Below are 26,355 nucleotides of genomic sequence, written 5' to 3'. Positions count from 1 at the left end.
ATGACCCCGGAGCACGACGCCCTGCCCACGCCCCGCGCCTCGGTCGCGGCGCTTCCCGCCTACGTCCCCGGAGCCCGCGGGGACGCGGACGTCCCGCCCATCAAGCTGTCCTCGAACGAGTCGGCGCTGGCGCCGGTGCCGGCCGTGACGGCTGCCGCGCGGGCCCAGGCCGAGGGCGTCAACCGCTACCCCGACATGGCCATGACCGCGCTCACCGGGAGGATCGCCGCGCACGTGGGCCGCCCCGCGGAGCACATCGCGGTCGCGGCCGGCTCGGTCGCCGTGCTCGCGCACCTTCTCCAGGCGTACGCGGGCCCGGGCGACCAGGTGCTGTTCGCGTGGCGCAGCTTCGAGGCCTACCCGATCCTCACGCGCATCGCCGGCGCGGAGCCCGTCACGGTCCCCCTCGACGCCGAGGCCCGCCACGACCTGCCCGCCATGGCCGCCGCGGTCACGGACCGCACCCGGGTGGTGATGGTCTGCTCTCCCAACAACCCCACGGGTCCCACCCTGCGCACCGGCGAGCTCGAGGCCTTCCTCGCCGCCGTGCCGCGCCGGGTCCTGGTGGTCCTCGACGAGGCGTACCTCGAGTACGTGCGCGCCGACGACGCCCCGGATGGCCTCGCGCTGCTGGACCGCCACCCCAACCTGGTGGTCCTGCGGACCTTCTCCAAGGCCTGGGGCCTCGCGGGCCTGCGCGTGGGCTACGCGGTGGGCGTCCCCGCGCTCATCGCGCCCATTCGCGCGTGCGTCACCCCGTTCTCCGTCTCGAGCCCCGCGCAGGCCGCCGCCGTCGCCGCGCTCGACGCCGCCGAGGAGGTGGCGGCCCGGGCCGCGGACGTCGTCGCCGAGCGGGCCCGCGTGACCGATGCGCTCCGCGCCGCCGGGTGGACGCTCCCCGAGGCGCAGGGCAACTTCGTGTGGCTCGCCCTGGGCGAGGACGCCATCCCCCTCGCGACGCACCTGGGCGGGCTCAGCCCGGCCATCCTGGTGCGCCCGTTCGCAGGCGAGGGCGTGCGCGTCACCATCGGCGCACCCGCGGAGAACGACGCATTCCTCGCCGCGCTCGCGGACGCACCGTTCGCCGCGCGCTGACCGGGACGGAACGAATTCTTCCGGCCGCTTCGACCTGAGAGACTGGCGCCATGTCATCCACCCGCGAGCGCGTCGTCGCCGTGGTCGTGTCGTACAACCGCCGCGACCTGCTGGTCGAGGCGCTCGAGGCGCTCGCGGCCCAGACGCGCCTGCCCGACGCGGTCGTGGTGGTGGACAACGCGTCCACGGATGGCTCTGCGGACGCGGCGCGGGTCGCTGCCCCCGGTGCCGACGTCGTGGCGCTCGCGCGCAACACCGGCGGGGCCGGCGGCTTCGCCGTGGGCCTGCACCGCGCAGTCGCCGCGCATAGGCCCGACTGGGTGTGGCTTATGGACGACGACACCATCCCCACGCCCACGGCGCTCGCGGAGCTCGTCGACGCCGCATCGGCCTCCGGGGCCGCGGTCGCGGGCTCCCGCGTCGTGTGGCACGACGGCTCGGACCACCCGATGAACACGCCGCGTGCCCGCGCGTTCGACGCGCCCGAACGCGCGGCCGCCGCCGCGGCCGTGGGGGCGATCAGCGTCCGTTCCTCGTCGTTCGTGTCGATGCTGGTCGCGGCCGATGCGGTGCGCGAGGCAGGGCTGCCGCTCGCCGACTACTTCATCTGGAACGACGACTTCGAGTTCTCCACCCGGGTGCTGCGCGAGCGGCTCGGCATCTTCGTGCCCGCCTCCGTGGTGGTGCACAAGACCGCCAAACTGGGCGCCACCGACGTGGACCCCGGTGCGCGGTTCCGTTTCGAGGTGCGCAACAAGGTGTGGATGCTGCGCCGGTCGCGGTCCCTCGTGGCGGGCGAGAAGGTCATGTACGGCGGGTCGTCGGTGATGCGTTGGGCGCGGACGTTCGCGAAGTCGGCTCAGCGCGACGTGCTCCGCGCGGCCTTCGTCGAGGGGTGGCGCGAGGGCTGGACCACCGACCCCCGCCCCAACTCCCTGGTGCTCGCCGGGTTGGGTGACGCGGTGCGCGGAATCGACGGGGGCGCCGATGGCTGACGCACCCTTCTCCCTGCTCCTGCCGGTCTACGGCGGCGACGTCCCCGAACACGTCACGTCCGCGTTCCGCTCGAGTGTGGACGAGCAGACACGGCAGCCCGCCGAGGTGGTCATCGTGCGCGACGGCCCGGTCTCGCACGATCTCGAGGACGCGCTCGCGTCTCTCGCGGCGGCCTCGCCGGTGCCGGTGAACCGGGTGAACCTCGAGGCGAATATGGGCCTGGCGACCGCGCTCGAGCGCGGGCTCGACGCGGTCGCGCACGATGTCGTGGCCCGCATGGACGCCGACGACCTGTCCCTGCCCCCACGCTTCGCGCGGCAGGTGGCCCGCATGGACGAGGGCCTCGACCTGATCGGCTCCGGCCTGGTCGAGTTCCACGGCGACCTCACGCACGTGGTCCGTTCGCGCATCCCTCCCACGGGCGCTGCCATTGCCCCATTCGCGCGCTTCCACTCGCCGTTCAACCACCCGACGGTGGTGTTCCGGCGCTCGGCGGTGCGGTCCGCGGGAGGCTTCCAGCCGCTGGGGCGCATGGAGGACTACTGGCTGTGGGCCCGGATGATCCACGGCGGCGCGCGCGTGGACAACGTCGCCGAGCCGCTCCTGGGCTACCGCGTCGACGCCGGCGCGTACGAGCGCCGCGGCGGCCTCGAGATGCTTCGCTCGGAGGTCGCTGTGCAACGGGCCTTCCGCAGCATCGGCTTCACCACGCGCGCCGAATACGCGCGCAACATCGTGGTGCGGGGAGGCTACCGACTGGTGCCCACCGTGGTGCGCCGGAACCTCTACCGGCGGGTGTTCGGCAGCAAGCAGCAGTGAGCCGCGTCACAATCCGCGTGGCGCGGCCATAGTCGCCGGGCTTTCCGACACCATGGGCCACGTGAGTCGGAGAATAGCGGTGTCGAGAGTCGCTGGGGCGTGCGCGGCCGTGAGCGCGCTGGTCGTGCTCGCCGGGTGCACCAGCGCCGGTCGGGAGGTGGGCGCGAGCGCGTCGCCCGTGGCCTCGGTGCCGCGCGTCACCGCGACCGCGGGGACCGATGCGCCGACCACCCAGGCGCCAAGTATTGCCCCGGAGGTGAGTGCGAGCCCGTCTCCGGGCGCATCGGCGACCGCGGAGCCCACCTCCACGGCACCCGCGATCCCCGAGCCCGCGCCCACCGCGACCATCTCGAACGACCCGGACGATGGCGTCGCCGTGGACCTTCCGCAGCACACCCCGACGCCCACGGGCGGCGAGGACGTGGCCGAGGTCGTGGTGCAGCTCACCGGCTGGGGCGTGGACGCGGGCTTCCTGAGCGCTTCCGCGTTGGTCGAGGCCGTGGTGGCCGAGGACGGCGAGTGCACTCTCGAGGTGGCCGTTGCCGGCACCCTGCAGACCGCCACCGGCCCCGCCGAACGCTCAGCGACCTCGTCGAGCTGCGCCGCCGACCTCGAGGTGCGGGTCGAGGGACACTCCGGCGAGACAGCCACGCTGGTGGTCCGCTACGCGGCCGACGGATTCGAGGGCGCCAGCGCGCCGAGAGAGGTGACGCTTCCGTGAGCATTGTCAGGCGCGCGCTCGCGCTGACCGCGGGCGTCGCGCTGAGCGCGGCGCTCATCGTGCCCGGCAACGGGGAGTCCGCGGCGGCGTCGTCCATCATGGACGACTTCGACCCGGGAATGATCATCACCGACGATCTGTTCTACGACTCCAACTCGATGACCGCGGCGCAGATCCAGACGTTCCTCGAAGGCAAGGTGAAGACCTGCCGGGAGGATCTCAGCGCCGGCGAGCACGATCCGATCGTGTGCCTCAAGGACTACTCGACCACTACTTCCGAGCGTTCCGCCGACGACTTCTGCAGGGGCTACGAGGGCGGCCTCGTGCAAACCGCGGCGCAGATCATCGACGCCGTCGCCCGTTCGTGCGGGATCAGCCAGAAGACCCTCCTGGTCACGCTCCAGAAGGAGCAGGGGTTGGTCACCCACACGTGGCCGAGCGACTTCCGCTACCGCAAGGCGATGGGATATGCCTGCCCTGACGACGGGAGCTGCAAACCCGAGTACGCGGGCTTCTTCAATCAGGTCTACACCGCCGCCTGGCAATTCAAGCGCTACCAGGCGTTGCCGACTCGGTACAACTATCAGGCGGGGCGCACCAACATCATCAAGCACCACCCGTCCGATACCGACGCGACCAAGGACTGCCCCACGGTCGACGTGTATATCGAGAACCAGGCCACGGCCGGCTTGTACATCTACACCCCGTACGTGCCCAACCAGGCGGCCCTCGACGCCGGCTTCGGCAAGGGCGACGTCTGCTCCAGTTACGGCAATCGCAACTTCTACGGCTACTACACCTCGTGGTTCGGCTCGACCACCCGGTTGCCGGTGACTTCGCCGATCCTCGAGACCTACAACGCGCGCGGCGGTCAGGAGACGCTGGGCGGCCCCATCAGCTCCGCGATCGAGGAGGTCGCCCATGGGGGTGGCTGGTACCAGACCTTCGACTTCGGCACGATCTACCACTCGACCGCGACCGGCACGGGCGCGTATTTCGAGGCCGGCACCGCGATGCACGAGGCCTACATCGCCGCGGGCGGTCCCGCGGGCGACTTCGGTTGGCCCACCACGGAGCTGCGATGCCTCGACGGGCTCTGCGCGATCGAGTTCCAGAACATGGTGCTGACCCAGGAGGGGACGGATGCGGTGAAGGTCGTCTCCCCGGAGGAGTGGCTGCACCTCAGCCCGTGGCGTCGTGGCACCGATACTCTCGCGGTGCGCCGTGGTGCCACGTACTACTTCAAGAACTCGCTCACGGGCGGGGAGGCCGATGTGGTGGCCGTCTACGGCCGGCCCGCGGACCAGGTCCTTGTCGGGGACTGGGACGGTGACGGTATCGATACGCTCGCGGTGCGCCGTGGTGCCACGTACTACTTCAAGAACTCGCTCACGGGTGGCGAGGCCGATGCGGTGGTGGTCTACGGTCGCGCAGACGACGAGGTGCTGGTGGGCGACTGGAATGGCGACGGCGTCGACACCCTCGCGGTGCGTCGCGGCAGCACCCTCTACGTGAAGAACTCCCTTGCGGGCGGCGGGGCCGATCACACCTTCACCTACGGCCGGGTGGGCGACGCGGTCCTGGTGGGCGACTGGAACGCCGACGGTCGCGACACCTTCACCATCCGCCGGGGTCGCACCTACCACATCAAGAACTCGCTCGGCTCGGGAGCGGCGGATCACGTGGTGGACTACGGGCGTCCTGACGACGTGGTGCTGGTGGGTGACTGGGACGGCCCGCGGGCTGGGTGACGGTCGGTGGGACGGTGGCCGAGATCTCGGCCGTGTGTGAGGCTCACGCCCCGCATCACGCGCCCTGAGGCGCTGCTCGGCTACCCTGGCTCGCGTGAAGCTCTTCGTCCAGGTCCCCTGTCTCAACGAGGAGGCGACCCTCGCGATCGTCCTCGACTCGATCCCCCGCCACATCGAGGGAATCGACGAGATCGAGCTGCTGATCATCGACGACGGCTCCTCGGATCGCACGGGTGAGATCGCCAAGGAGTTCGGCGCGCATGTGTTGCGTCACCCCAAACCCATGGGCCTCGCCCAGTCCTTCCGCGACGGCGTGGACTACGCGCTGGCCAACGGGGCCGACATCGTGGTCAACACGGACGGCGACAACCAGTACCCGCAGGAGCGGATCGACGACCTGGTCCAGCCGATCCTGCGCGGCGAGGCCGACATTGTCATCGGCGACCGCCAAACGCACACCATCGAGCACTTCTCACCGTTCAAGAAGACGATGCAGCGGTTCGGCTCGTGGGTGGTGAACAAGGCCGCGGGCACGGACCTGCCCGATGCGGCGTCCGGCTTCCGCGCGTACTCCCGCTACTCGCTGTACCGGCTCAACGTGGTCACCCAGTTCAGCTACTGCATGGAGACCATCATCCAGGCGGGCAACAAGCGCCTCGCGATCGCATCGATCGAGGTCGACACCAACCCCAAGACACGCGAGTCGCGGCTGTTCTCCAACGTGTTCGAGCACATGCTCAAGTCCGGCCAGGCCATCCTGCGCTCGTACATCATGTTCAAGCCGTGGACCATCTTCGCGACCCTGGCCACCATCTTCGGGCTCATCGGCCTGTTCCCGTTCGTGCGGTACGCGGTGCTGCTGCTGATGAACGACCAGGGCAACCACTTCCAGTCGCTCATGCTGGGCACGCTGCTCATCATCGGGGCGCTGCTCTCCATTGCGCTCGGAGTCCTCTCCGACCTGCTCAAGACGGGGCGCATCCTGCATGAACAGACGCTCGAGAGGCTCAAGGAGCGCCAGTACGGACCTGCCCGCCCGGCGTCCCCGCTGAGCGACGGCGTTTGAGGCCGAGGTGGAACAACGGCCGATGAGTGTCGCGTGCGTGACGAGTGCACCGCTCGGCAGGTGCCCAGCCGCGCGTCACGCGCTGATCCATCCCCGTGACCTCCCGTCCGAGGAAGAGCCCATGCGGTCCACCTCGCCCGCGTCTGACGGGTCGGCTCTCGTCGCGGCGTCGGTGGCATGAATCGGGCCGTCGAACGGCGAGCTCGTCAGGGCATGACCGTGGTGGGCTGGGGCACCTACGACGCCGCCCGCCACCCCCGCGCAGGTATTCTGCTCGCCGGCCTGCGCGCGGCCGGAGCCCGCGTGGTCGAGGTCAACGAGCCGGACACGTCATCCACCGCGGACCGGGTGGCGCAGGTTGCGTCGAAGCGGGCCGCGCTCGGCCGCGTCGCGAAGATGCCCCGCGTGTGGGCGAGGCTGCACCGGCGCACGCGCGCGTTGCCCGAGCGCGACGTGCTGCTGGTGGGCTACCTGGGCCATCTCGACGTCATCGCGGCGCGCCTGATGTTCCCCCGCGCCCGCATCGTCCTCGACCACCTCATCTTCGCCGCGGACACCGCGAGCGACAGGCAGGTGGGCGGGGGTGCGATGCGCGCGGCGCTGAAGCTGCTGGACCGCTGGGCGCTCGCGTCTGCGGACGTCGTGGTGCTCGACACGGAGGAGCACCTCGCGATGCTGTCCCCGCGCCAGGCCCCCAAGGGTGTCGTGGTCCCTGTTGGCGCGCCCGGGGAGTGGTTCGCGGTGGGGGAGGGTCGCGCGCCGGCCGGCGCGCACGACGGCCCGCTGCGCGTGGTCTTCTACGGCCTTTACACGCCGTTGCAGGGCGCGCCCACCATCGGTGCCGCCGCCCGCATCCTCGCCGACCGGGGCGCGGCGGTGAGTCTGACCATGATCGGTTCGGGGCAGGACCTCGAGGCCACCCGCGAGGCCGCGGGCGACGCGGACGTCGAGTGGCGCGACTGGGTGGAGCCCGCCGAGCTGCCCGCGCTGGTCGCGTCGCACGACGTGTGCCTGGGCATCGTGGGCACCACCGACAAGGGCGCCCGCGTGGTGCCCAACAAGGTCTACCAGGGGCTCGCCGCGGGATGCGCGGTGGTGACCTCGGACACCCCGCCGCAGCGCCGGATGCTCGGCGACGCGGTCGCGTTCGTCCCGCCGGGCGACGCGGTGGCGTTGGCCGATGCGCTGGAGGCGCTCGCAGCCGATCGCTCCCGGGCCGCGGCACTGGCCGCGCGCGGGCGCGACTTCGCCGCCGCGACCTACAGCCCCGAGGCGCTCGGCCGGACGCTCATCGACCGCGTCCGGGCGCTCGCCCGCTGACGAACCCGGGGTTCGGCGGGGGCGTCAGCGCTCGATCGCGTAGCCCGTGGCCACCAGGACGTCCTGGAGGGCGCCCTCCGGCACCCACACCTCGTAGCCGTAGTTGTTCGAGTCGATCACGGCCACCGCGCCGTACTCGTCCGCGCGCTCCCAGCCGGCGCAGGCGACGATGACCTCCGCATCGGCCTCCTCCTCGCTGGGCCAGATCACGTCGACGTCGCGCGGCGCGAACCAGTACCCCAGCCAGTTGATGGTGGTCTCGCGGGTGGCCAGGTTGGTGCCGCATTCGATATCGAAGTCGATGCTCACCTGAGCGCCGCCGGTGTACTGCTCCACCTCGTCGATCGCCCGCTCCATGCGGTACGGCGTCTCGCGGGCGAGCTCCGGGTTGGACACGAGCGAGTACGCGCCGTACGCGCCGATGAGGCCGCCGGCGAGGAGGCGCGGGTGTCGCGAGGCCAGCGCGCTGACGAGCTGCGCCGCGAACGTGGTGACCGAGGCAAGCAGCCAGAACCGGTTGGCGCTGGTGAAGGTGGGTGTCAGCGGGATCTCGTGCGCCTCGGTGGGCCACGACCAGTCCCAGCCGCGCAGCGCGGCGATGTTGCCCGGCCCGGCGGAGGAGCCCCACGTGGGCAGCGAGTCGCCGAACACGTAGACGGCGACCAGGCACCAGACGCCGGTGAAGGCGAGCGCCGAGGCGATCACGGGCCACGACAGGCGCATGAAGAGCGCCGCGATGGCGAGCAGCACGGCGACGGTGACGAACGGGTCGATGTAGCGCGTGTAGACCCACGAGTCGAAGCGCGGGTTGCCCTGGTCCAGCTGGCTGGCCTCGGTGGACCAGTTGAGGAAGGAGATGACTGCGCCGCCCACGGTCATGCCGAAGATGAACACGCCGGGGCCGAACCCGCGGCGGCGGACGATCTCGACGTAGGTCCAGAGGGACACGACCACGAGGCCCAGCGAGATCATGCCGAGCGTGCCGACCATCTGCGCCCAGGTCTGCATCACCGTGATCTTGCCGATGAGGAAGAAGTTCGGGTCGGTCAGCGCCTGGAACAGCGACGCGCCCTGGCCGAAGTCGCCCACGATGATGAGCGCGGCCATGTGGTCGCCCACCGCCTTGGTGAGGAGCGCGCCCGGCACCAGGAGCGCCAGCGCGATGAGCGCGGGGATGCGGCGCGTGCGGTCGATGAGCAGTCCCGCGAGCCAGATGCCCGCCACCACCACCGCGATCATGGCCCGCGGGTGCGTGAACAGCGCGAGCAGGGACGATCCCACGAGCAGCGCGCCCGAGCCCCAACGCGGCGTCTCCCAGAAGCGCAGCGCGGCGTACATCGCCACGGCGACGAACAGCTGGAGCGGCTGCTCGGTCAGCACGTAGTCGGACAGGCCGGTGTGGCCGGGCATGCACAGGGCGATGGCCGATGCGGTGATCGCCTGGGGCAGGTTGAGGCCCACGCGGCGCGCGATCCCGATGAGCGGGAGGATGGTGGCGAGGCCCACGACGTTGGTGATGCCGTTGGCCCAGCCGTAGACGACGAGCGGATCGTGGGTGAACCAGTAGACCGGCGCCACCAGGAAGGACGTCGCGGGGTAGTAGCCGCGGGTCATCATCAGCGGGACGTCGTCATCGCCGGCGATCACGCGCGCGAGCATGAGCACGCCGTTCTCGTCCCACGGCGTGCGCGGGGCCCACGCGGAGCGGGCGACGACGATGGTCACGACGATCAGCACCACCACCGACACCGCGGCGAGCACCCACCACCAGCGGCTGTCGCGCAGTTGGGGCTTGGGGCTCTCCCCGGTGAAGCTCAAGGGCATCGGGGAGGAGGTGAGGCGCATCGAGGATTCCTTGGTCTGAGGCGCCGGAGGCCGGCGCTGCGGTTCCGTCAGCGGCGCGCGTCGCGGCGCGGGTTCGGTTCAGGAGGATACCGGACGGGCCCGCGGCGGGCCGGGCTCTGCTCGCGGTCCCAGGCCTCATGGTTGATACTGTCGTGCTGGGACCCTAGCGGACGCCCGTCGACCTCGAGGAGTGCATTCATGACCGACGCAATCGTGGTGGGTTCGGGCCTGTACGGCCTCACCGTCGCCGAACAACTCGCGAGCCGGTTCGGCGCCAAGGTCCTCTTGCTCGACCGGCGTCCCCACATCGGCGGCAACGCCTACAGCGCGCCCGAGCCGGAGACGGGCATCGAGGTCCACCAATACGGCACCCACCTGTTCCACACTTCGAACGAGCGCGTGTGGGAGTACGTCAACCGGTTCACCGCGTTCACGAACTATGTGCACCGCGTCTACACGACGCATCAGGGCGAGGTGTACCCGATGCCCATCAATATGGGCACCATCAACCAGTTCTTCCGCGCCGCCATGGGGCCGGAGGAGGCGAAGGCGCTCATCCTCGAGCAGGCCGCGGAGCTCGGCGGCAAGGAGCCCCAGAACCTCGACGAGCAGGGCGTCAACCTCATCGGCCGTCCGCTGTACGAGGCTTTCATCAAGGGCTACACGATGAAGCAGTGGCAGACGGACCCCAAGGACCTGCCGGCGTCCATCATCCGCCGCCTGCCGGTGCGCTACACGTACGACAACCGCTACTTCAACGACACGTACGAGGGCCTACCGGTCGACGGCTACGCCGCGTGGCTCGAGCGCATGGCGGACCACCCGAACATCGAGGTGCGGGTGGACACCGACTTCTTCGACTCCGCGAGCCCCGTCAACAAGGACGCCGTGGTGGGCCAGGTCCCGGTCATCTACACCGGCCCCGTGGACCGCTACTTCGACTACTCGGCCGGCGACCTGTCGTGGCGCACCATCGACTTCGAGCAGGAGGTGCTTCCGGTGGGCGACTTCCAGGGCACCTCGGTGATGAACTACGCGGACGCCGATGCGGCGTACACGCGCATCCTCGAGTTCCGCCACCTGCACCCCGAGCGCGACTGGTACCCGAAGGACAAGACCGTCGTGGTCAAGGAGTACTCGCGCTTCGCCGAGCGCGGCGACGAGCCCTATTACCCCATCAATACCCCTCAGGACCGTGAGCGCCTCGAGAGGTACCGCGACCTGATGACGGGCGAGAAGGACGTGTTCTTCGGCGGTCGCCTGGGCACCTACCAGTACCTCGACATGCACATGGCGATCAGCTCCGCGCTGTCGCTCGTGGACAACAAGCTCGAGGCGATGTTCGGAGGCACCAAGTGACCGTCGTGGCACCCGATTCGACCGCGCAGGAGACCGGCGAGCGAACCGTGGTGCACCGCGTGGTGCTGCCCGAGGGCGGCGACCCGGACACCCTGCCGCTGTACCTCGACTTCGCCATGGCGCGCCCCGCGGCCGAGGGCCCCTCGGGCAAGAATCCGCAGCCCGTCGTGGGCGCGGTTGCAGCGATCGGCACCGATGCGGGGGTCGGGATTCTGGGTCGCCGCTCGCTCGGCCTCGAGAAGGGCTCGCGAGTCTCGTTTGCGACGTACTTCAACGCGTTCCCGGCCTCCTACTGGCGGCGGTGGACCGACGTCGACAAGGTGCGCCTGTCCGTCGAGCTCGAGGGCGAGGCCACCGTGGTGGTCTACAAGTCCAATTCCCGCGGCGAGTCGCAGCGGGTCACCCTCATCAACGCGGTCGCGGGAACCTCGACGGTGGACCTGCCGCTCGCGCCGTTCGGCGACGGCGGCTGGTACTGGTTCGACCTCCACGCGAACGATGAGGACGTGGTCCTCACTTCCGCGGAGTGGAGCGTCGCGTCTTCGTTCCGCCGCTGCGAGGGCACCGCCAGCATCGGCATCACCACCTTCAACCGGCCCGACTACTGCGTCGCGCAGCTCAAGGTGCTCGGCTCGGCCCTCGCGTTGAACGACGTGATCGACCGTGTCTTCGTGATCGATCAGGGCAACAAGCTGGTGCAGGACGAGCCCGGCTTCGAGGAGGCCCAGGAGATCCTGGGCGACCGGCTGGCGCTCATCCGCCAGGGCAACCTGGGCGGATCGGGCGGCTTCGCCCGCGGCATGTATGAGGCCTCGCAGGCGCAGGACTCGACCTACGTGCTGCTGCTCGACGACGACGTGGTGTCGGAGCCCGAGGGCATCCGCCGCGCCGTCATGTTCGCCGACTTCTGCCGCCAGCCGTCGATCGTGGGCGGGCACATGTTCTCGATGTACTCGAAAGCGCAGCTGCACAGTTGGGCCGAACGCGTCAACAAGTACCGCTTCTTCTGGGGGCCCTTCCCGGGCACCGAGGAGGCTCACGACTTCGCACAGCAGAACCTCTCCGCGACGCGGTGGCTGCACCGCCGCTTCGACGCCGAGTTCAACGGCTGGTGGATGTGTCTGATCCCGGTGGAGACGGTGCGGGCGATCGGCCTGGCGATGCCCGTGTTCATCAAGTGGGACGACTGCGAGTTCGGGCTGCGCGCGGCTAGGGCGGGCTACCCGACCGTGACCCTTCCGGGCGCTGCCGTGTGGCACGTGCCGTGGACGGACAAGGACGACACGATCGACTGGCAGGCGTACTACCACCAGCGCAACCGCTGGCTGATGGCGCTGATCTATTCGCCCTACATGCGAGGCGGCTCGCTCATCCGCGAGAGCTTCCAGAACGACATCCGCCACCTGCTGCAGTTGCAGTACTCGGCGGTGGAGCTGCGACTCAAGGCGCTCGAGGACCTGCTCAACGGCCCCGCGCACCTGCACCGGACGCTGGGCACCTCGCTTCCCGAGGTGCGCGCCATGCGCGCCGAGCACCCTGACGCCCGCGTGAGCAAGGACCCTGCCGCGTACCCGCTGACTCGCCGTCACCGCCCGCCGGCCCGTGGCAGGGACCCGGAGCGGCCCCACAGTGCGGTCGGCTTCGTGGCCTCCGCGATCACGGGCGCCATGCGTCAGATGCGCCCCGTCCGCGCCGCCGCGCTCGAGGTCCCGGAGGAGCGCGTGGCGGCGATGGCCGCCAAGTGGTGGCGCCTGTCGCACCTCGACTCGGCCGTGGTCACGTCCGCGGACGGCACCGGGGCGTCGCTGTACGTCCGCGACCCGGAGAAGTTCCGCAGCTACCTGATGCGCAGCGCGGCGCTGCACCGCCGCCTCGCGGCGCGGTGGAACCGCGTCCAGGCGCAGTACCAGGCCGCCCACGGCGAGCTGACCTCGCCCGAGGCGTGGCAGGCGACGTTCGAGGCGAACGCCGTCGACACGGATGACTGACGCCGCGCTCCGTCCCCTTCCCGAGGGGATGGAGCGTCCGGGGGTCGCGCGCGGGCTGCTGAGCCTGGTGCGCGACCGCTACCTGCTCACGCTGCTGGTCCGCAAGGAGCTGCGCGTGCGTTACCAGGCCTCCGTGCTGGGCCTCGCCTGGTCCTATGTGAAGCCCGGCGCGCAGTTCGCCGTCTTCTACTTCGTCATGGGGCAGTTCCTCAATCTGTCCCGGTCGCTGCCGCCGTACGCGATCTTCCTGTTCTCCGGCATCGTGGTCATCAACCTGTTCTCGGAGATCCTGGGCAACGCGACCCGCTCCGTGGTGGGCAACGGCGCGCTCGTGCGCAAGATCTTCCTGCCGCGCCAGCTGTTCCCGCTGTCCTCCGTCCTGGTTGCGCTGGTGCACTTCCTGCCGCAGCTGGTGATCCTCGTCGTCGGCGCGCTCATCTCCGGATGGCGGCCGGACCTGCTGGGCGTGGTCGCCGGCGTGCTGGGCATCGCCCTCACCCTGGTGTTCGCGCTGGGCCTGGGCCTGCTGTTCGCCGCGATCAACGTCGCCTACCGCGACACCGAGAACACGGTCGACCTCATCCTCATGGTCGCCGTGTGGTTCTCGCCCGTGCTGTACAACATCGCCCTGGTCCGCGACCACTTCGGCGCCGACAGCTGGCTCACCTGGCTCTACCAGGCCAACCCGCTCACCATCGCCGTCGAGCTGTTCCACCGGGCCTTCTGGTGGAACGCCGCCGAGCCGGGCATCCGCGACGGCGCCCTGGTCGACCACGTCATGACCCGTGGCGTCATCGCGCTCGCGGTCAGCGTGGTGCTGCTGTGGGTGGGCGACCGCGTGTTCACCCGCATGTCCCGCACGTTCGCGCAGGAGCTGTGATGGGGTCCGCCACGGGCCGCGAGGCCATCGTCGTCGACGCGCTGGTCAAGCGCTTCCGGTTCCGCCACGTCCACTCGCTCAAGGAGACCGTCGCCCGGTGGGTGCGCGGCCGCTCGGAGAACGTCGACGAGTTCACCGCGCTCAAGGATGTCTCGCTCACCATCGCCGAGGGCGAGACGGTGGCGCTGCTGGGCTTCAACGGCTCTGGCAAGTCCACGCTGCTCAAGTGCATCTCCGGTGTGCTCACCCCCGACGAGGGCCAGGTGGGCGTGCGCGGCCGCATCGCGGGCCTCATCGAGGTGGGCGCCGGCTTCCACCCGGACCTCACGGGCCGCGAGAACGTCTACCTCAACGGTGCCATCCTGGGCATGACCGAGGCGGAGATCGAGGAGCGCTTCGAGGCGATCGTCGCGTTCTCCGAGATCGAGGAGTTCATCGACCAGGAGGTCAAGTTCTACTCGTCGGGCATGTTTCTGCGCCTGGCGTTCGCGGTCGCGGTGCACACTGATCCCGATGTGTTCCTGGTCGACGAGATCCTGGCCGTGGGCGACGAGCCGTTCCAGCGCAAGTGCCTGGACCGCATCCGCTCGCTGCGCGCCGAGGGCAAGACGCTCGTGATCGTGAGCCACGATCTCAACATGGTGGCGGACCTGTGCGATCGCGGGATCCTGCTCGAGCATGGGGTGGTCGTGATGGACGATGAACCGCATGCCGTGGTGCGGCGCATGAGGGGAGAGGCGTGAGCGAGCCGGGGGTGCCGCGCGAGCGTCGCATGGATGCGCGCCCCGCGCGCCTCGCGGCGACATTCGTCATACCTGTGCCCGACGAGGAGCGGCACGTCGAGGCCGCGATCCGATCGGTGCTCGCGCAACGCGGGCTCGAGGAGTTCGAGTTGCTCGTGATGCTCGGGCGCTCCCGCAACCGCAACCGCACCGACGAGATCGTCGCGCGGCTCGTGGCAGAGGACTCGCGCGTGAGGGCGCTGCCCAATCCGCGCAACGCGATCTCGATCGCGATGAACATCGGCATCGCCGAGGCGGTGCACCCGTACATCGTGCGGGTCGACGCGCACGCGGTGCTCCCGCCCGACTACGCGCAGACGGCGATCCGCACGCTGCAGCGGACGGGCGCGGCGAACGTGGGAGGCCGCATGCGCGCCGAGGGCGTGTCCCGCTTCGAGAGGGCGGTCGCGTGGGGTTACAACTCGCCCGCCGGTCTCGGCGGCGCCATCTATCACACGGGCGGCGAGGCCGGCCTCGCGGAGTCCGCCTACCTGGGCGTCTTCCGCCGTGAGCCGGTCCTGGCCATCGGGGGGTTCGACGAGGATCTCGCGCGCGGCGAGGACTGGGAGTTCAACCGGCGCCTCGCGCGCTCGGGCGGTGTGGTGTGGTTCGAGCCCGAACTCGAGGTGGTCTACCGGCCCCGCCCCAACCTGCCCGCCCTGGTGCGCCAGTTCCACGCCTCCGGCCGGTGGCGCGGCGAGCTCATTCGCAGGCTCGGGGCGAGCCAACCCATCCGCTACTTCGTGCCGCCCGCGTTGGTGGTGTCGTTCGTCATCGGCGCGGTGCTGCTCGTCGTGGGGCCGCTCGCGCTGCACGGCGCGATCGCGTGGCTCGTGGCCGGGCTTGGGGCCAGCCCGTTCATCGTCTACGGTGGATGGCTGGCGTGGACCGCCTCGCGCGCGGACGTGGCGCCGGCGCTGCGCGTTCGGCTGCTGGCGGTGCTGCCCACCATGCACGCCGCGTGGGGGGCGGGCTGCATCGCGGGTATCGTGAAAGCCCCTGAGGGGCAGAACGCGTACGCGGGGCGTTGACGGCTGCGCAGGATCCAGGAGAGATGTGAGCGAGATCGACTACGGCGGGGTGGCGCGGGACGCGGGGCTGCCGCGCGTGGGGGCGCGGGCACCGTTCATCGCCTACATGCGCGAACTGTGGAGACGCCGGCACTTCGCATCCACGATGGCGCGGTTCCGGGTTGAGGCGACCATGGCGGAGAACCGGCTCGGCCTGGCGTGGGTGGTCCTCAACCCTCTGCTGCAGGCCGCCGTCTACGGACTCATCTTTGGCGTCATCATGTCAAGCGAGTCACGCCCACCTAAGTTCATCCCGTTCCTTGTCACCGGCTTCTTCATCTTTACGTTCTTCTCGAAGTCGTTTTCGCAGGGCGCAAAGTCGATCTCGGCGAACCTCTCACTGGTGCGCAGCCTCGCATTCCCGCGCATGCTCCTGCCGATCTCCGCGGTCATGCGCCAACTGTATGAACTGGTGCCGATGCTCGCGGTGCTTGCGGTGATCCTTGTCGGCTTCGGTGAGTTCCCGAGCTGGACCTGGCTGATGATGGTCCCCATCCTCGTGCTGATGACCATGTTCAATACCGGCATCGCGCTCATCGCGGCTCGACTGACCGTGCATCTGCGCGACGTTTCGCAGTTGATCCCGATCATTACCCGCATCATCTTCTACATGTCGGGAATCTTCTACTCGCTCGAGCTGGTCCTCGCGCCTCCGAAGCACCCGGCGTGGGTGCTCCAGGTCGCGCAGCTGAACCCCGTGCATGCATTCATCGAGCTCTCGCGGGGCGCGCTGCAAGAGACGCAAGATGTGCCGGGAGTGCTGTGGGTCACCGCGTCCGTTGCGGCGGTCGTGTTCCTCGTCTCTGGCCTTGTCTTCTTCTGGCGGGCCGAGGAGAGGTACGGCCGTGGCTGAGATCGGTAGGCCGAACATCGTCGTCGACGGGGTCCATGTCGAATACCGCACGTTTGCGTCCGGCAAGGCGGCAAGCGATAGGCGCGCGTTGCTCAAGCGACAGCGCGGCGTGCGTATCGTCCGCGCCGTCAAGGGCGTGTCGTTCGTTGCACACGAGGGCGAGTCGATCGGTGTCATCGGTCACAACGGCTCCGGCAAGTCCACTCTCATGCGCACGATCGCGGGTCTACAGGCACCCACCCGCGGGAGCGTGCACGCCGCCAGTAGGCCAGCCCTGCTCGGTGTCAACGCGGCGCTAATCCCCGACCTGTCCGGAGACAAGAACATCACGTTGGGTGCGCTAGCGCTCGGCCACGGCCTTGACGAGATCGACGGGATCAGGGACGAGATCGTCGAATTCTCGGGTCTCGAGGAGTTCATCGACCTGCCCATGAAGACCTACTCGTCGGGCATGCAGGCGAGGCTGCGGTTCTCCATCGCAATCTCGAGGGACCACCAGATCTTGCTCGTAGATGAGGCGCTCGCCGTAGGCGACAAGGAGTTCCAGGCGAAGAGCGAGCAACGTATCAGGGATCTTCGCGATCAAGCGGGCACCGTGTTCCTGGTGAGCCACTCGATGAAATCGATCCGCGACACCTGCAATCGTGTCATCTGGATCGACCACGGAGTTCTCAAGATGGACGGTACGCCCAAAGAGGTGATCAGGGCATACGAGAGGTCGAAGTGACCACCGCTGCATGGGTCGAATCGCCGCTTCAAGCACTCAACGTCCTCGAGTGGGCGCACGCCACGGGCGAGCCGTGCAACGTCGTGTTGCGCAGTGGCGTACCGTCGCTAGATCCGTTGCGTGCACGGCTGCTGCCCTTGGTGACCAACTCGATTCCGCATGTCGAGATGGTGACGGCTGCGGACCCGTTCCGCGCGGGGCTACGGTCTGCAACACGATGGGTGGTCGGCGACGCGTTCTCCGGTCACTTCCGGCTACTGACCGTGCTTTCCACGACCCGTGAGGCTGTGGTCGTCGACGACGGTTCCGCTACCCTTCACCTGGCGAGGGTTCTCCGGCATGGGGAGGCTTTTGGCCGTATGGGGCAGCACGAGTCAACCGTGGCACGTGCGCTCGGCCTCGCGACGCGCGCGCGCCTCGTCAGGGCCGCCAGCGCCGGCCGCCTCGAACTCTTCACAGCCTATGACGTCGCCGAGGTACGGGGCCTCGTCGACCTGGGCGTGACCGTGACGATGAACCGCTACCAGTGGGTGCGGTCCGTGACGCCACTGGAACCGCACGCAGTCGGGCAGCACGTGGTCATCGGCTCGGCCCTTGCGGCAGACGGCTACATCGATGCAGATGCCTATGAGCGTTGGGCAACTACGGCCGGAGGCCCGGGCGCCACGTACCTCCCGCATCGCCGCGAGTCCGCCGAAGTCCTGTACAGACTCACCGATGCGGGCTTGAACGTGGTGCGCACCGAGTTGCCGGCTGAACTGGTGCTAGCAACGTCGCCCGGACTGAGGTCGGTGATCTCCTTGCCGTCGAGCACAGCTGCAACTCTCGCTCATGTGCTGCCAAGCGCCGTGCTACACCGGATCGAGCCCGTGCCTCCGCACTGGTGGACCGATGCGGCAGATGCCAGCATGCGGCGCGCGCTATCCGATACCGTTCCGAGGAGCTAGAGGTGTCATCACCCGAAACCAAGGCCGTAGCCATTATTCCTGCGCGGGGAGGATCGAAGGGCGTTCCGGGCAAGAACATCGCGCGCGTCGGCGGTGTACCCCTGGTGACCCGCGCGGTGCGCGCCGCGCTCGCGGCGCCCAGCATCGACGCTGTGTATGTGTCAACGGACGATGCCGCGATCGCCGCTGTCGCCCGCGCCGCGGGCGCACGGGTGGTTGACCGACCTTCGGAGATCGCGGGCGACACCGCGACCTCCGAGTCTGCGCTCTTGCATGCGCTCGACGTACTCGCCGCGGACGGCATCGAGCCGCGGGTCCTTGCGTTTCTCCAGGCGACTTCGCCGTTCATCGACTCCGCTGCGCTCGACTCCGCCGTGCGCTCAGTGCTCGACGGCAACTACGACTCGATGTTCTCGGCGTTCGAGACCTACGCCTTCCTGTGGGCAGACAGCGCCGAGGGCGCCGTTGGGGTCAACCATGATCGCTCGTTTCGACCCCGTCGTCAGGACCGGGAGCCGCACTATCAGGAGACCGGCGCGTTCTACGTGATGGAGACCGCCGGCTTCCGCGACCGCGGCTTCCGGTTCTTTGGCCGTGTCGGCATCGCCGAGGTCGAGCAGTCCGCAGGGGTTGAGATTGATGCGGTCCACGAACTGGATCTCGCTCGAACACTTGCCTCGTTCCTCGACGGGATGGAGCCGATCGATGTCGACGCGCTGGTGATGGACTTTGACGGGGTGCATACGGACGACACCGTCTCCGTCGACCAGCATGGTGTCGAGGCGGTGCGGGTGAGCCGCTCCGACGGCATGGGCATCGGGAAGCTCCGGGCTTCCGGTATCCCCATGCTGATCCTGTCAAAGGAGCGCAACCCAGTGGTCGCCGCACGCGGGGCGAAGCTGGGCATCGAAGTGCTCCACGCCGTCGACGACAAGGCCACTGCATTGCGCGAGTGGTGCGTCGGCCACGGTCTCGACCTGGAGCGCGTGGCCTATGTTGGCAACGACGTGAACGACGTTCCGGCGCTGGAGATCGTCGGGTGGCCCGTCGTGGTGCCGGACGCGCACCCTGACGCGGCGCGCGCGGCGCGCGTCACGCTGACTCGTCCTGGCGGGGCGGGCGCCCTGCGCGAGCTGGCTGAGCGGATTCTCGTGGCGCGGGAGCTCGGATGACGCCGCCACGCCGGGTGCGGTTGCTCATCGTCGCGGACTCGGATTCATACCTGAAATGGGGGGTGACCCGCGCTCTCGAGGCGCCGCCCGAGTGGGACGTCGAGGTGGTCGTGGTGCGAAACGCGGTGACCCCCAGTGCCGCCCAAAGGGAAGCGGCAGTCGACGGTCGTCTCGATGACCTGCCCGTAATTGGCTACCCCGAACTCGTCGCGCGGCTACGCACAGACGAGCCCGATCTTCTTCTGCTCGCGTGCCGTGGCCCGCTCATTCAACTGTTGCTCGAGGAGACCTTCGCGGGTACCCCCCCGTGCCGGGTGGCGATCGCGGGCATTCCCGGAATCTGGATGCCGCCCACGCGGCTCGGCCTCGAGTTGAGGTCAGCGACAGACCTGATCATCGTGCACAGCGAGCGCGAGCGCAAGCACGTGGGCGCCCTGTTGCCGCTCGGGAACCTGCGTGCCACGGGGCTCGCATCGCTGATCTCGACGGATGCGCTGGCGAGTGCGCCGCCGCGCACAGTTGTATTCGCTCCCCAGGCACTCGTGCCTCGCACCGTCGGCGACCGACGACAGCTGCTCGCTGGTCTTGTCACGGCCGCGTACCAGCACCCCGAGCTCGAGTTCGTGATCAAGTTGCGCGGAGAAGAGGGCGAGGCGCAGACGCACGCGGAGTTCGCATCCTTCCCCGAACTCGCCGCAGAGGTTCCCGAGCACAGGTGGCCCTTGAACTTGGGATTCGGCTATGGGCCACTTCGCGAGCACCTCCCCGGCTGCGCGGGTTTCGTCACCGTCAGTTCGACCGCTGCGCTTGAAGCCATCGCGGCGGGAGTGCCGGTGCTGTGTCTCTCCGACTTCGGCGTCGACGCCAAGACCATCAATGTCGTGTTCGAAGGTTCGGGTCTGTTCGGAACGCTCGCGGACCTCACTCGGCTCGACTTCCGCCACCCCGACCCTGGTTGGATGCGAGACAACTACTTCCACGGATCAGACGCTGACGATTGGGTAGCCGCGGCGACCCGGCTACTCGGCGAGGCAGAGGGTGGTGCGCGTCCGTCATATCGTGCTCCTCGTCGCGGTGCGGTGGGGATTGCAAACCGCTCTCGACGTCGCTTCGAGGCGCTTGGTGACGAGGACTTCGCGCTGCGCCGAATCCTGGGGAGAACCGCCCGGCATGCCACACGCTCGCTGCGGCCTCTAGTCCGACTGCTGCGGCGCGGTAGGCCTGCAGAAGCGACTACGCTGAGCACGAGCAACGGGACGAAAGGAGCCCCTCGTGGCTGACACAGTGAAGATCGGCGCGGACCTCGTCGGTGCCAACCAGCCGGTCTACGTGATCGCAGAGATCGGGCTGAACCACAACGGTTCGGTCGAGAACGCGAAGAGGCTCATCGACGTCGCCGTCGAGGCTGGTGCCCAAGCTGTGAAGTTTCAGAAGCGCACCCCAGAGATCGCGACCCCGGAGCACATGAAGTCGACCCCTCGCGAGACGCCGTGGGGCACGATGACCTATCTCGAGTACCGCTTCAAGGTGGAGTTCGAGCAGGCCGAGTACGCCGAGATCGATGGGTACTGCAAGGAGAAGGGCGTCGTGTGGTTCGCCTCGCCGTGGGACGAGCCGAGCGTCGACTTCCTTGAGTCGATGAACGCGGTCGCCTACAAGATCGCCTCCGCCTCGGTCACGGATCTGGGCATGTTGCGCCGGATCAGGGCGACCGGGAAGCCGGTCATCCTGTCGACGGGCATGTCGACCATCGAGCAGATCGACACCGCGGTCGAGACCCTCGGCAAGGACAACCTCATCATCTTGCATGCCACGTCGACCTACCCGTTGCCCCCGGGCGAGGCGAACCTCCTGATGATTCGAACGCTCAAGGACCGCTATGGCGTGCCCGTGGGCTACTCAGGTCACGAGCCGGGCTTGCAGATTTCGATCGCCGCTGTGGCGTTGGGCGCCGTGGCCGTTGAGCGCCACATCACTCTTGACCGCACCATGTGGGGTTCGGATCATGCGGCGTCGCTGGAGCCCAAGGGGTTCATCTCGCTGTGCCGGGATATCCGGATCATTGAGGAGGCTCTTGGCGATGGAGTCAAGAAGGTTTTTCCCGGCGAATTGGCTCCGCTGAGCAAGCTTCGCCGCATCGACGGCTAGGTGTAGTGCTCGGGCAGGTTGTTCAACCGGGTGATGGTTGGGACCTTGCCGCTGTCGCACCGAGAAGGATGTCGCTTTTTCGAGTCGGCGTCGGAGCCCAAACCAAGGGTTGTGTCGGCGTGCTCGAGTGATGCGCCCGGAGCCTGACCCGGTCTCGTGGACACGGTGATCCTGCCCCGGTTTCACGGGCTCGCGTCTGAGGAGTCGAGTGCTCGTGATGGGTGGGTGTTCTCGAACTGTAGCGGGCTCTGAGCGGGCGTGTCAGATGGTTTGTGTAAAGGCTGTGGTTCCGATCTGATCGGAGAACACTGATGTCCATGGCGAGTACGGACCCGGAGCGTGAACTGCGGCGTCGTCAGCAGGAGCAGGTCGCTGACGCGCTGAAAGCGTCGGGCGCGTTGGATGAGGTTTTCGCGCTCATCGATGCCGGCGAGCCCCTGACCGGCCATGAGGGTCTGATCAAGGGCATGCTCAAAGCCACCCTCGAACGCGGGCTCGAGGCCGAGCTGACCGCTCACGTGGGCTACGAACGTGGCGACCCCGCCGGCCAGTACCTGCCCGATTCCCGCAACGGCAGTTACGCGAAGACGGTCGCGTCCGAGATCGGTGACGTGGACCTTGCGATCCCGCGCGACCGTGATGGCACGTTCACCCCGATGCTGATCCCCAAAGGGCAGCGCCGACTCGACGGCCTGGACGCGATGATCATCTCGCTGTACGCGGGCGGGATGACGATCCGTGACATCGGCCACCATCTGGCGTCCACCATCGGCACCGAGCTGTCCCACGAGACGATCTCGAAGATCGTCGACGCCGTATCGGACGAGGTCCTTGCCTGGCAGTCACGCCCGCTGGAGCCCCTGTATCCGGTGATCTACCTCGACGCGATCGTGGTGAAGATCCGCGACGGCGGCCACGTACGCAACAAGGCCGCCCACATCGCCGTCGGCGTCGACATGGACGGCATCAAGCACGTCCTGGGGATCTGGGTCCAAACCGGCTCTTCACAGATGAGGCTGTAGCTGCGGCCTGAAGCCGCCGGTTTCGAGGAGGGACCTGGCGATGTAGTGGGTGAGGTTGCGGAAGCCCAGGGCTGATCCGCGGAGGTGCTCGAGGCGACCGTTGATGGCCTCGGTGGGTCCGTTCGAGGTTCCTGGCCGGTCGAAGTACGCCAGGACGTCGGCGGCGCGATGGCTCAGGGTCCGGCCGAGGCGGCGCAGTTCGACGAGCGGTGCCGGCACGCCGGTGCGCAGTGACTCGATGAGGCCGGCGAAGTTGGCGCGGGCGGCGACGCGGTCGGGGTGGCGGTAGGCGGTGATGATGCGCTGGTAGACACCCCAGGTGACTTCGACCTCAGCATGGTCGTCGGTGTCGAACAGCGCCTCGAGGCGTGCCCACTGGCGGTCGGTGAGGTACTCCAAGCCGGTGTGGAGGATCCGGCGGGCCATGTACAGCGGGTCGCCGGCCCGTCCTCGATGGCCGTGGATGGCTTGCTGTAGTCGGCGACGGCACTGGTCGAGGGCGTCGCCGGCGAGCTTGACGACGTGGAACGGGTCCATCACGGCGGTCGCGGTCGGGAGTTCTTCTGCGGCGGCGGTCTTGAACCCGCTGAAGCCATCCATGGCGATCGACTCGATCCGTTCCCTCCAGCACCGGGGCCGTTCGGCCAGCCACGTCTGGAACGTCGCCTTCGACCTGCCAGGGATCATGTCGAGCAGCCGTGCCGGACCTACCCCGTCGCGTACCGGGGTGAGGTCGATGATGACCGTGACGTAGTTGCCGCCGTAGCGGGTGTGTCGCCACACGTGCTCGTCGACGCCGAGCACGCGCACGCCCTGGAAGCGGGTGGGGTCGTTGATGAGCTGGCGGTGCCCCTCGGTCAGGACCGCGTCGTTCGCGGTGTGCCATGCGACGCCGAGGCCCGCAGCGATGCGGGAGATGCTCAGGTGGTCCACGACGAGCGCGCGCAGCGCCCATGCGAGTCCGCCGCGGGAGATCTTCGCGCGTGGCTCCGCCGCCGCACGGAGGTCGTCGAGCCAGAACCTGTCGCACGGCTCGCACCGGTAGCGACGCACCCGCACCAGCAGCGTCGTAGGTCGGCACCCGAAGGGCTCATGGGCGAGGTAACGCGACTGCGTACCCAGGGAACGGCCCCGGTCACCGCACTCGTGGCAGACATCGTCGATCATGGCGACGCGGCACTCGAGCACCGCGCGGTGGGTGTCGATCCGCTGCCCGGTGACGGTCAAGCCGAGGGCGTCGAGGTTGCAGAAGGTCGTGAGGTCGGGCGCGCCGAAGGTAGCGTTGAGCAAGTCGAGGTCTTCCGGATGGGTGTGTAGGAACTTCCATCCTGGGGGACCTCGACCCCTACCCCCGACCAGTCACCCGTGCGACGGCGCTACAGCCCCATCTGCGAAGAGCCTCCAAACCACCGAGGGAGCGAAGTTCTGGGCTTCGGTGTGCGCCGAGCTCGCCAACAGGGGCGTGCGTGACGTCCTCATCGTGTGCTGCGACGGACTGACCGGCTTTCCTGAGGCGATCGGCGCGACCTGGCCCGAAGCGACCGTCCAGACGTGCGTGGTGCACCTCATCCGCGCCGCTATGCGGTTCGTGAACTACGCGGACCGCAAGACCGTCGCAGCCGCTTTGAAACCGATCTACCAGGCCCCATCCGTCGATGCCGCCGCTGAGGCGCTCGAGGAGTTCGCCGCATCCGAACTCGGCGTCAAGTACCCGTCGACGGTGAAGGCATTCCGCGACGCATGGGAGAAGTTCATCCCGTTCCTCGCGTTCCCGCCCGCGCTGCGGCGGGTGATCTACACGACCAACGCGATCGAGTCGCTGAACTTCCAGCTGCGCAAGGTCACCAAGAACCGCGGCCACTTCCCCAACGACCAAGCCGCGATCAAGCTGCTGTGGCTGGCGATCTGCGACATCGAGGACAAGCGCGCACGCGACCGGCAACGAGAACGCGGAGCACCCGCATCCGAACGCAAGGCATCCGGACGACTCGTCGAGGGCCAGGTCACCACCAACTGGAAGCAAGCCCTCGAACAACTCGCGCTGGCCTACCCCGAGCGCATCGAGCCCTACCTATGAACCCCGCGCCTTACACAAACAACTTGACAGGCTCCGGCACGACGCCGAGGATCGTGCCCGACAACCTCAAGACCGGCGTCACCAAGCGTCCCCGCGAAGGCGAGATCGTCCTCAACGACGCGTATCGGGAACTCGCGGCGCACTACTCGGCCGCAGTGCTGCCGGGCCGCGTTCGCAAGCCGAAGGACAAGGCGTCGGTGGAAGGAACCGTGGGCAACATCGCCACCGCCGTCATCGCCACGCTGCGCCACGAGTCCTTCGCGACCCTGGCGGACCTACGGGCCGCGATCCATGAGCGCGTCGCAGTCTTCAACGCCGAGCCGTTCCAAAAGCGTGCCGGATCCCGCACGAGCGTCTTCACGTCTGAGGAGCGCCCGCTGCTGCGGCCGCTGCCGGCCGTGCCGTTTGAGATCGCTTCCTGGGTCTACGGCCGTCGTGTGCAGAAGAACGGCCACGTGGTCTTCGACAAGAACTTCTACTCGGTGCCGTACGCCCACATCGGGACGGCGGTGGATCTGCGCGTCACGGACTCGATGGTCGAGATCTTCGCTTCCGATCAGCGCATCGCGTCGCACCTGCTGGCCCCGCCGGGGGTCGTCAACGACTACCGCACCCACGACAGCCATGTCCCTGACGGTGGCCGCTACGAACCGTGGGACGCTGCTCGGGTACGCCAGTGGGCGGGACGGATCGGTCCCGACACGACCACGGTCGTGAACCGGATCTTCGAATCCGTCGCCATCGACGAGCAAGGCCTCGATGCGGCGTTGGCGGTGCTGCGCCTGACACGCCGCTACTCCGGTGAACGTGTCGAAGCGGCCGCCGGCATCGCGCTGACCGCGGTGCACTCGCCCCGCTACGCGCACCTGCGCCCCATCCTCGAGTCCCGCCAAGAACTGCAACGCCATGCAGCCGAGCAACCTGCGTCGGCCGCCGATACGAGCGGCTATGTGCGTGGTGCGGACTACTACGCCGGTGGTGCCCGATGAGCCGCATCGACGTCGAGTCCAAGCGCAAGCTACGAGAGATGGGCGTCGCGACCTTGGTCGACGCCCTCGACGCCCAGGACGAGGCACTCACGCTGGGGATGGTGTTCGAGGAGCGCATCAAGCTCGCCGTGGATGACGCCCACGCCGCCTACACGCACGCCAAGGTCGATGGCCTGATCCGTCGCGCCGGACTGCGCTACCCCGACGCCGACCTGCGACGGCTCGACCTGCTCGAACAGCGCGGCCTGGACCGTGGCGTCATCGCGCAGCTGGGCACCTGCCAGTTCATCACCCGCCATCAGAACGTCGTGTTCCAAGGCTTCACGGGATCGGGCAAGTCGTATCTGGGATCGGCGTTGGCGAAGCAGGCCTGCACGCACCGCTACCGCGCCCACTACATCCGCATGCCCGACCTTGAGGAATCGTGGGTCGCGGCGAAGGACCGGCCCGGCGGCAAGGACAAGTGGCTGCGCAAATACGCGGCGTTCACGCTCCTCGTGATCGATGAATGGCTCCTCGACCCGCCCACCGGCGATGTCCGCAGCATGCTCCTGGAACTGCTCGAGCGTCGCTACGACGAAGCGTCGACGGTGTTCTGCACCCAGTACGCCAAGAAGGACTGGCACCAGCGACTCGGCGGCGGCGTCCACGCCGATGCCATCATGGACCGCATCGTCCACCACACCATCTGGATCGAGACCGGAAGCACCAACATGCGCGAGCACACC

Annotated in this window: 21 protein-coding genes and 3 pseudogenes; 22 read left to right on the top strand and 2 right to left on the bottom strand. The window is 68.6% G+C overall.

Annotated features, from left to right (window positions below; genetic code table 11):
• The 7 genes from hisC to AOM03_RS11675 all read left to right on the top strand — a co-directional run bounded on the left by hisC (position 1) and on the right by AOM03_RS11675 (position 7,768).
• Entirely contained in the window at positions 1-1,095 is a 1,095-nt protein-coding gene (gene hisC, locus AOM03_RS11705; protein WP_062381589.1) for a histidinol-phosphate transaminase, read from the top strand.
• 50 nt (positions 1,096-1,145) lie between these two features.
• Positions 1,146-2,090 (top strand): glycosyltransferase family 2 protein, encoded by a 945-nt coding sequence (locus AOM03_RS11700; protein ID WP_062381587.1) that lies wholly within the window; start codon positions 1,146-1,148, stop codon positions 2,088-2,090.
• Positions 2,083-2,910 (top strand): glycosyltransferase, encoded by an 828-nt coding sequence (locus AOM03_RS11695; protein WP_062381586.1) that lies wholly within the window; start codon positions 2,083-2,085, stop codon positions 2,908-2,910. Before AOM03_RS11700 ends, AOM03_RS11695 begins: the two co-directional genes overlap by 8 nt.
• Positions 2,911-3,019: 109 nt before the next feature.
• A complete protein-coding gene (locus AOM03_RS11690) occupies positions 3,020-3,631 on the top strand; it encodes a hypothetical protein (protein WP_062381584.1) in 612 nt (203 codons plus the stop codon).
• Complete coding sequence (locus AOM03_RS11685; protein ID WP_062381582.1) at positions 3,628-5,382, top strand: LGFP repeat-containing protein; 1,755 nt, start codon at positions 3,628-3,630, stop codon at positions 5,380-5,382. Before AOM03_RS11690 ends, AOM03_RS11685 begins: the two co-directional genes overlap by 4 nt.
• 94 nt (positions 5,383-5,476) lie before the next feature.
• Positions 5,477-6,448, top strand: a complete 972-nt coding sequence (locus AOM03_RS11680; protein ID WP_062381580.1) for a glycosyltransferase family 2 protein — start codon at positions 5,477-5,479, stop codon at positions 6,446-6,448.
• 213 nt (positions 6,449-6,661) lie between these two features.
• Complete coding sequence (locus AOM03_RS11675; protein ID WP_082092386.1) at positions 6,662-7,768, top strand: glycosyltransferase; 1,107 nt, start codon at positions 6,662-6,664, stop codon at positions 7,766-7,768.
• Positions 7,769-7,792: 24 nt separating this feature from the next.
• Here AOM03_RS11675 and AOM03_RS11670 read toward each other — a convergent pair whose 3' ends face one another.
• Positions 7,793-9,613 (bottom strand): glycosyltransferase family protein, encoded by a 1,821-nt coding sequence (locus tag AOM03_RS11670; RefSeq protein ID WP_062381577.1) that lies wholly within the window; start codon positions 9,611-9,613, stop codon positions 7,793-7,795.
• Positions 9,614-9,811: 198 nt separating this feature from the next.
• Between AOM03_RS11670 and glf the strand changes: the two genes are divergently transcribed.
• The 12 genes and pseudogenes from glf to AOM03_RS11610 form a co-directional block, all read left to right on the top strand.
• Entirely contained in the window at positions 9,812-10,972 is a 1,161-nt protein-coding gene (glf, locus tag AOM03_RS11665) for a UDP-galactopyranose mutase (RefSeq protein ID WP_062381572.1), read from the top strand.
• The gene (locus AOM03_RS11660) at positions 10,969-12,960 is read left to right on the top strand and encodes a glycosyltransferase (protein ID WP_062381567.1); all 1,992 of its coding nucleotides are present in this window, start codon (positions 10,969-10,971) and stop codon (positions 12,958-12,960) included. Before glf ends, AOM03_RS11660 begins: the two co-directional genes overlap by 4 nt.
• Positions 12,953-13,840 carry an ABC transporter permease gene (locus tag AOM03_RS11655; protein ID WP_062381565.1) on the top strand — a complete coding sequence of 296 codons (888 nt, stop codon included), beginning with the start codon at positions 12,953-12,955 and terminating at the stop codon, positions 13,838-13,840. The genes AOM03_RS11660 and AOM03_RS11655 overlap by 8 nt, the downstream gene beginning before the upstream one ends.
• Positions 13,840-14,583: an ABC transporter ATP-binding protein gene (locus AOM03_RS11650; RefSeq protein WP_062381563.1), complete on the top strand. Its 744-nt coding sequence runs from the start codon at positions 13,840-13,842 to the stop codon at positions 14,581-14,583. The genes AOM03_RS11655 and AOM03_RS11650 overlap by 1 nt, the downstream gene beginning before the upstream one ends.
• On the top strand, positions 14,580-15,653 hold the full coding sequence (locus AOM03_RS11645; RefSeq protein WP_062381561.1) for a glycosyltransferase family 2 protein: 1,074 nt from the start codon (positions 14,580-14,582) through the stop codon (positions 15,651-15,653). The genes AOM03_RS11650 and AOM03_RS11645 overlap by 4 nt, the downstream gene beginning before the upstream one ends.
• Before the next feature lie 25 nt (positions 15,654-15,678).
• The gene (locus AOM03_RS11640) at positions 15,679-16,545 is read left to right on the top strand and encodes an ABC transporter permease (protein WP_062381559.1); all 867 of its coding nucleotides are present in this window, start codon (positions 15,679-15,681) and stop codon (positions 16,543-16,545) included.
• Positions 16,538-17,272: an ABC transporter ATP-binding protein gene (locus tag AOM03_RS11635; protein ID WP_062381557.1), complete on the top strand. Its 735-nt coding sequence runs from the start codon at positions 16,538-16,540 to the stop codon at positions 17,270-17,272. The genes AOM03_RS11640 and AOM03_RS11635 overlap by 8 nt, the downstream gene beginning before the upstream one ends.
• Positions 17,269-18,219: a hypothetical protein gene (locus tag AOM03_RS11630; protein WP_156157742.1), complete on the top strand. Its 951-nt coding sequence runs from the start codon at positions 17,269-17,271 to the stop codon at positions 18,217-18,219. The genes AOM03_RS11635 and AOM03_RS11630 overlap by 4 nt, the downstream gene beginning before the upstream one ends.
• Positions 18,220-18,221: 2 nt before the next feature.
• On the top strand, positions 18,222-19,391 hold the full coding sequence (locus AOM03_RS11625; RefSeq protein ID WP_062381553.1) for an acylneuraminate cytidylyltransferase: 1,170 nt from the start codon (positions 18,222-18,224) through the stop codon (positions 19,389-19,391).
• Entirely contained in the window at positions 19,388-20,671 is a 1,284-nt protein-coding gene (locus AOM03_RS11620; protein ID WP_156157741.1) for a DUF6716 putative glycosyltransferase, read from the top strand. The genes AOM03_RS11625 and AOM03_RS11620 overlap by 4 nt, the downstream gene beginning before the upstream one ends.
• Positions 20,664-21,539: an N-acetylneuraminate synthase family protein gene (locus AOM03_RS11615; protein ID WP_062381549.1), complete on the top strand. Its 876-nt coding sequence runs from the start codon at positions 20,664-20,666 to the stop codon at positions 21,537-21,539. Before AOM03_RS11620 ends, AOM03_RS11615 begins: the two co-directional genes overlap by 8 nt.
• Before the next feature lie 311 nt (positions 21,540-21,850).
• Positions 21,851-22,534: pseudogene (locus tag AOM03_RS11610) on the top strand (IS256 family transposase); the annotation flags it as partial.
• 9 nt (positions 22,535-22,543) lie between these two features.
• Here AOM03_RS11610 and AOM03_RS11605 read toward each other — a convergent pair.
• Complete coding sequence (locus AOM03_RS11605) at positions 22,544-23,851, bottom strand: ISL3 family transposase (protein WP_062381546.1); 1,308 nt, start codon at positions 23,849-23,851, stop codon at positions 22,544-22,546.
• Between the two features lie 109 nt (positions 23,852-23,960).
• Here AOM03_RS11605 and AOM03_RS11600 point away from each other — a divergent pair.
• The 3 genes and pseudogenes from AOM03_RS11600 to AOM03_RS11590 all read left to right on the top strand — a co-directional run.
• A pseudogene (locus AOM03_RS11600) lies at positions 23,961-24,638 on the top strand (IS256 family transposase); the annotation flags it as partial.
• Between the two features lie 32 nt (positions 24,639-24,670).
• A pseudogene (locus AOM03_RS11595) lies at positions 24,671-25,627 on the top strand (Mu transposase domain-containing protein); the annotation flags it as partial.
• A partial coding sequence (locus AOM03_RS11590) for an ATP-binding protein (RefSeq protein WP_062381668.1) occupies positions 25,624-26,355 on the top strand: 732 nt, incomplete at its 3' end. The pseudogene AOM03_RS11595 and the gene AOM03_RS11590, both read left to right, overlap by 4 nt.

The sequence above is a fragment of the Demequina pelophila genome (assembly GCF_000971175.1).
Lineage (GTDB): Bacteria > Actinomycetota > Actinomycetes > Actinomycetales > Demequinaceae > Demequina > Demequina pelophila.
This window is presented reverse-complemented; position numbering and strand designations above follow the sequence as displayed.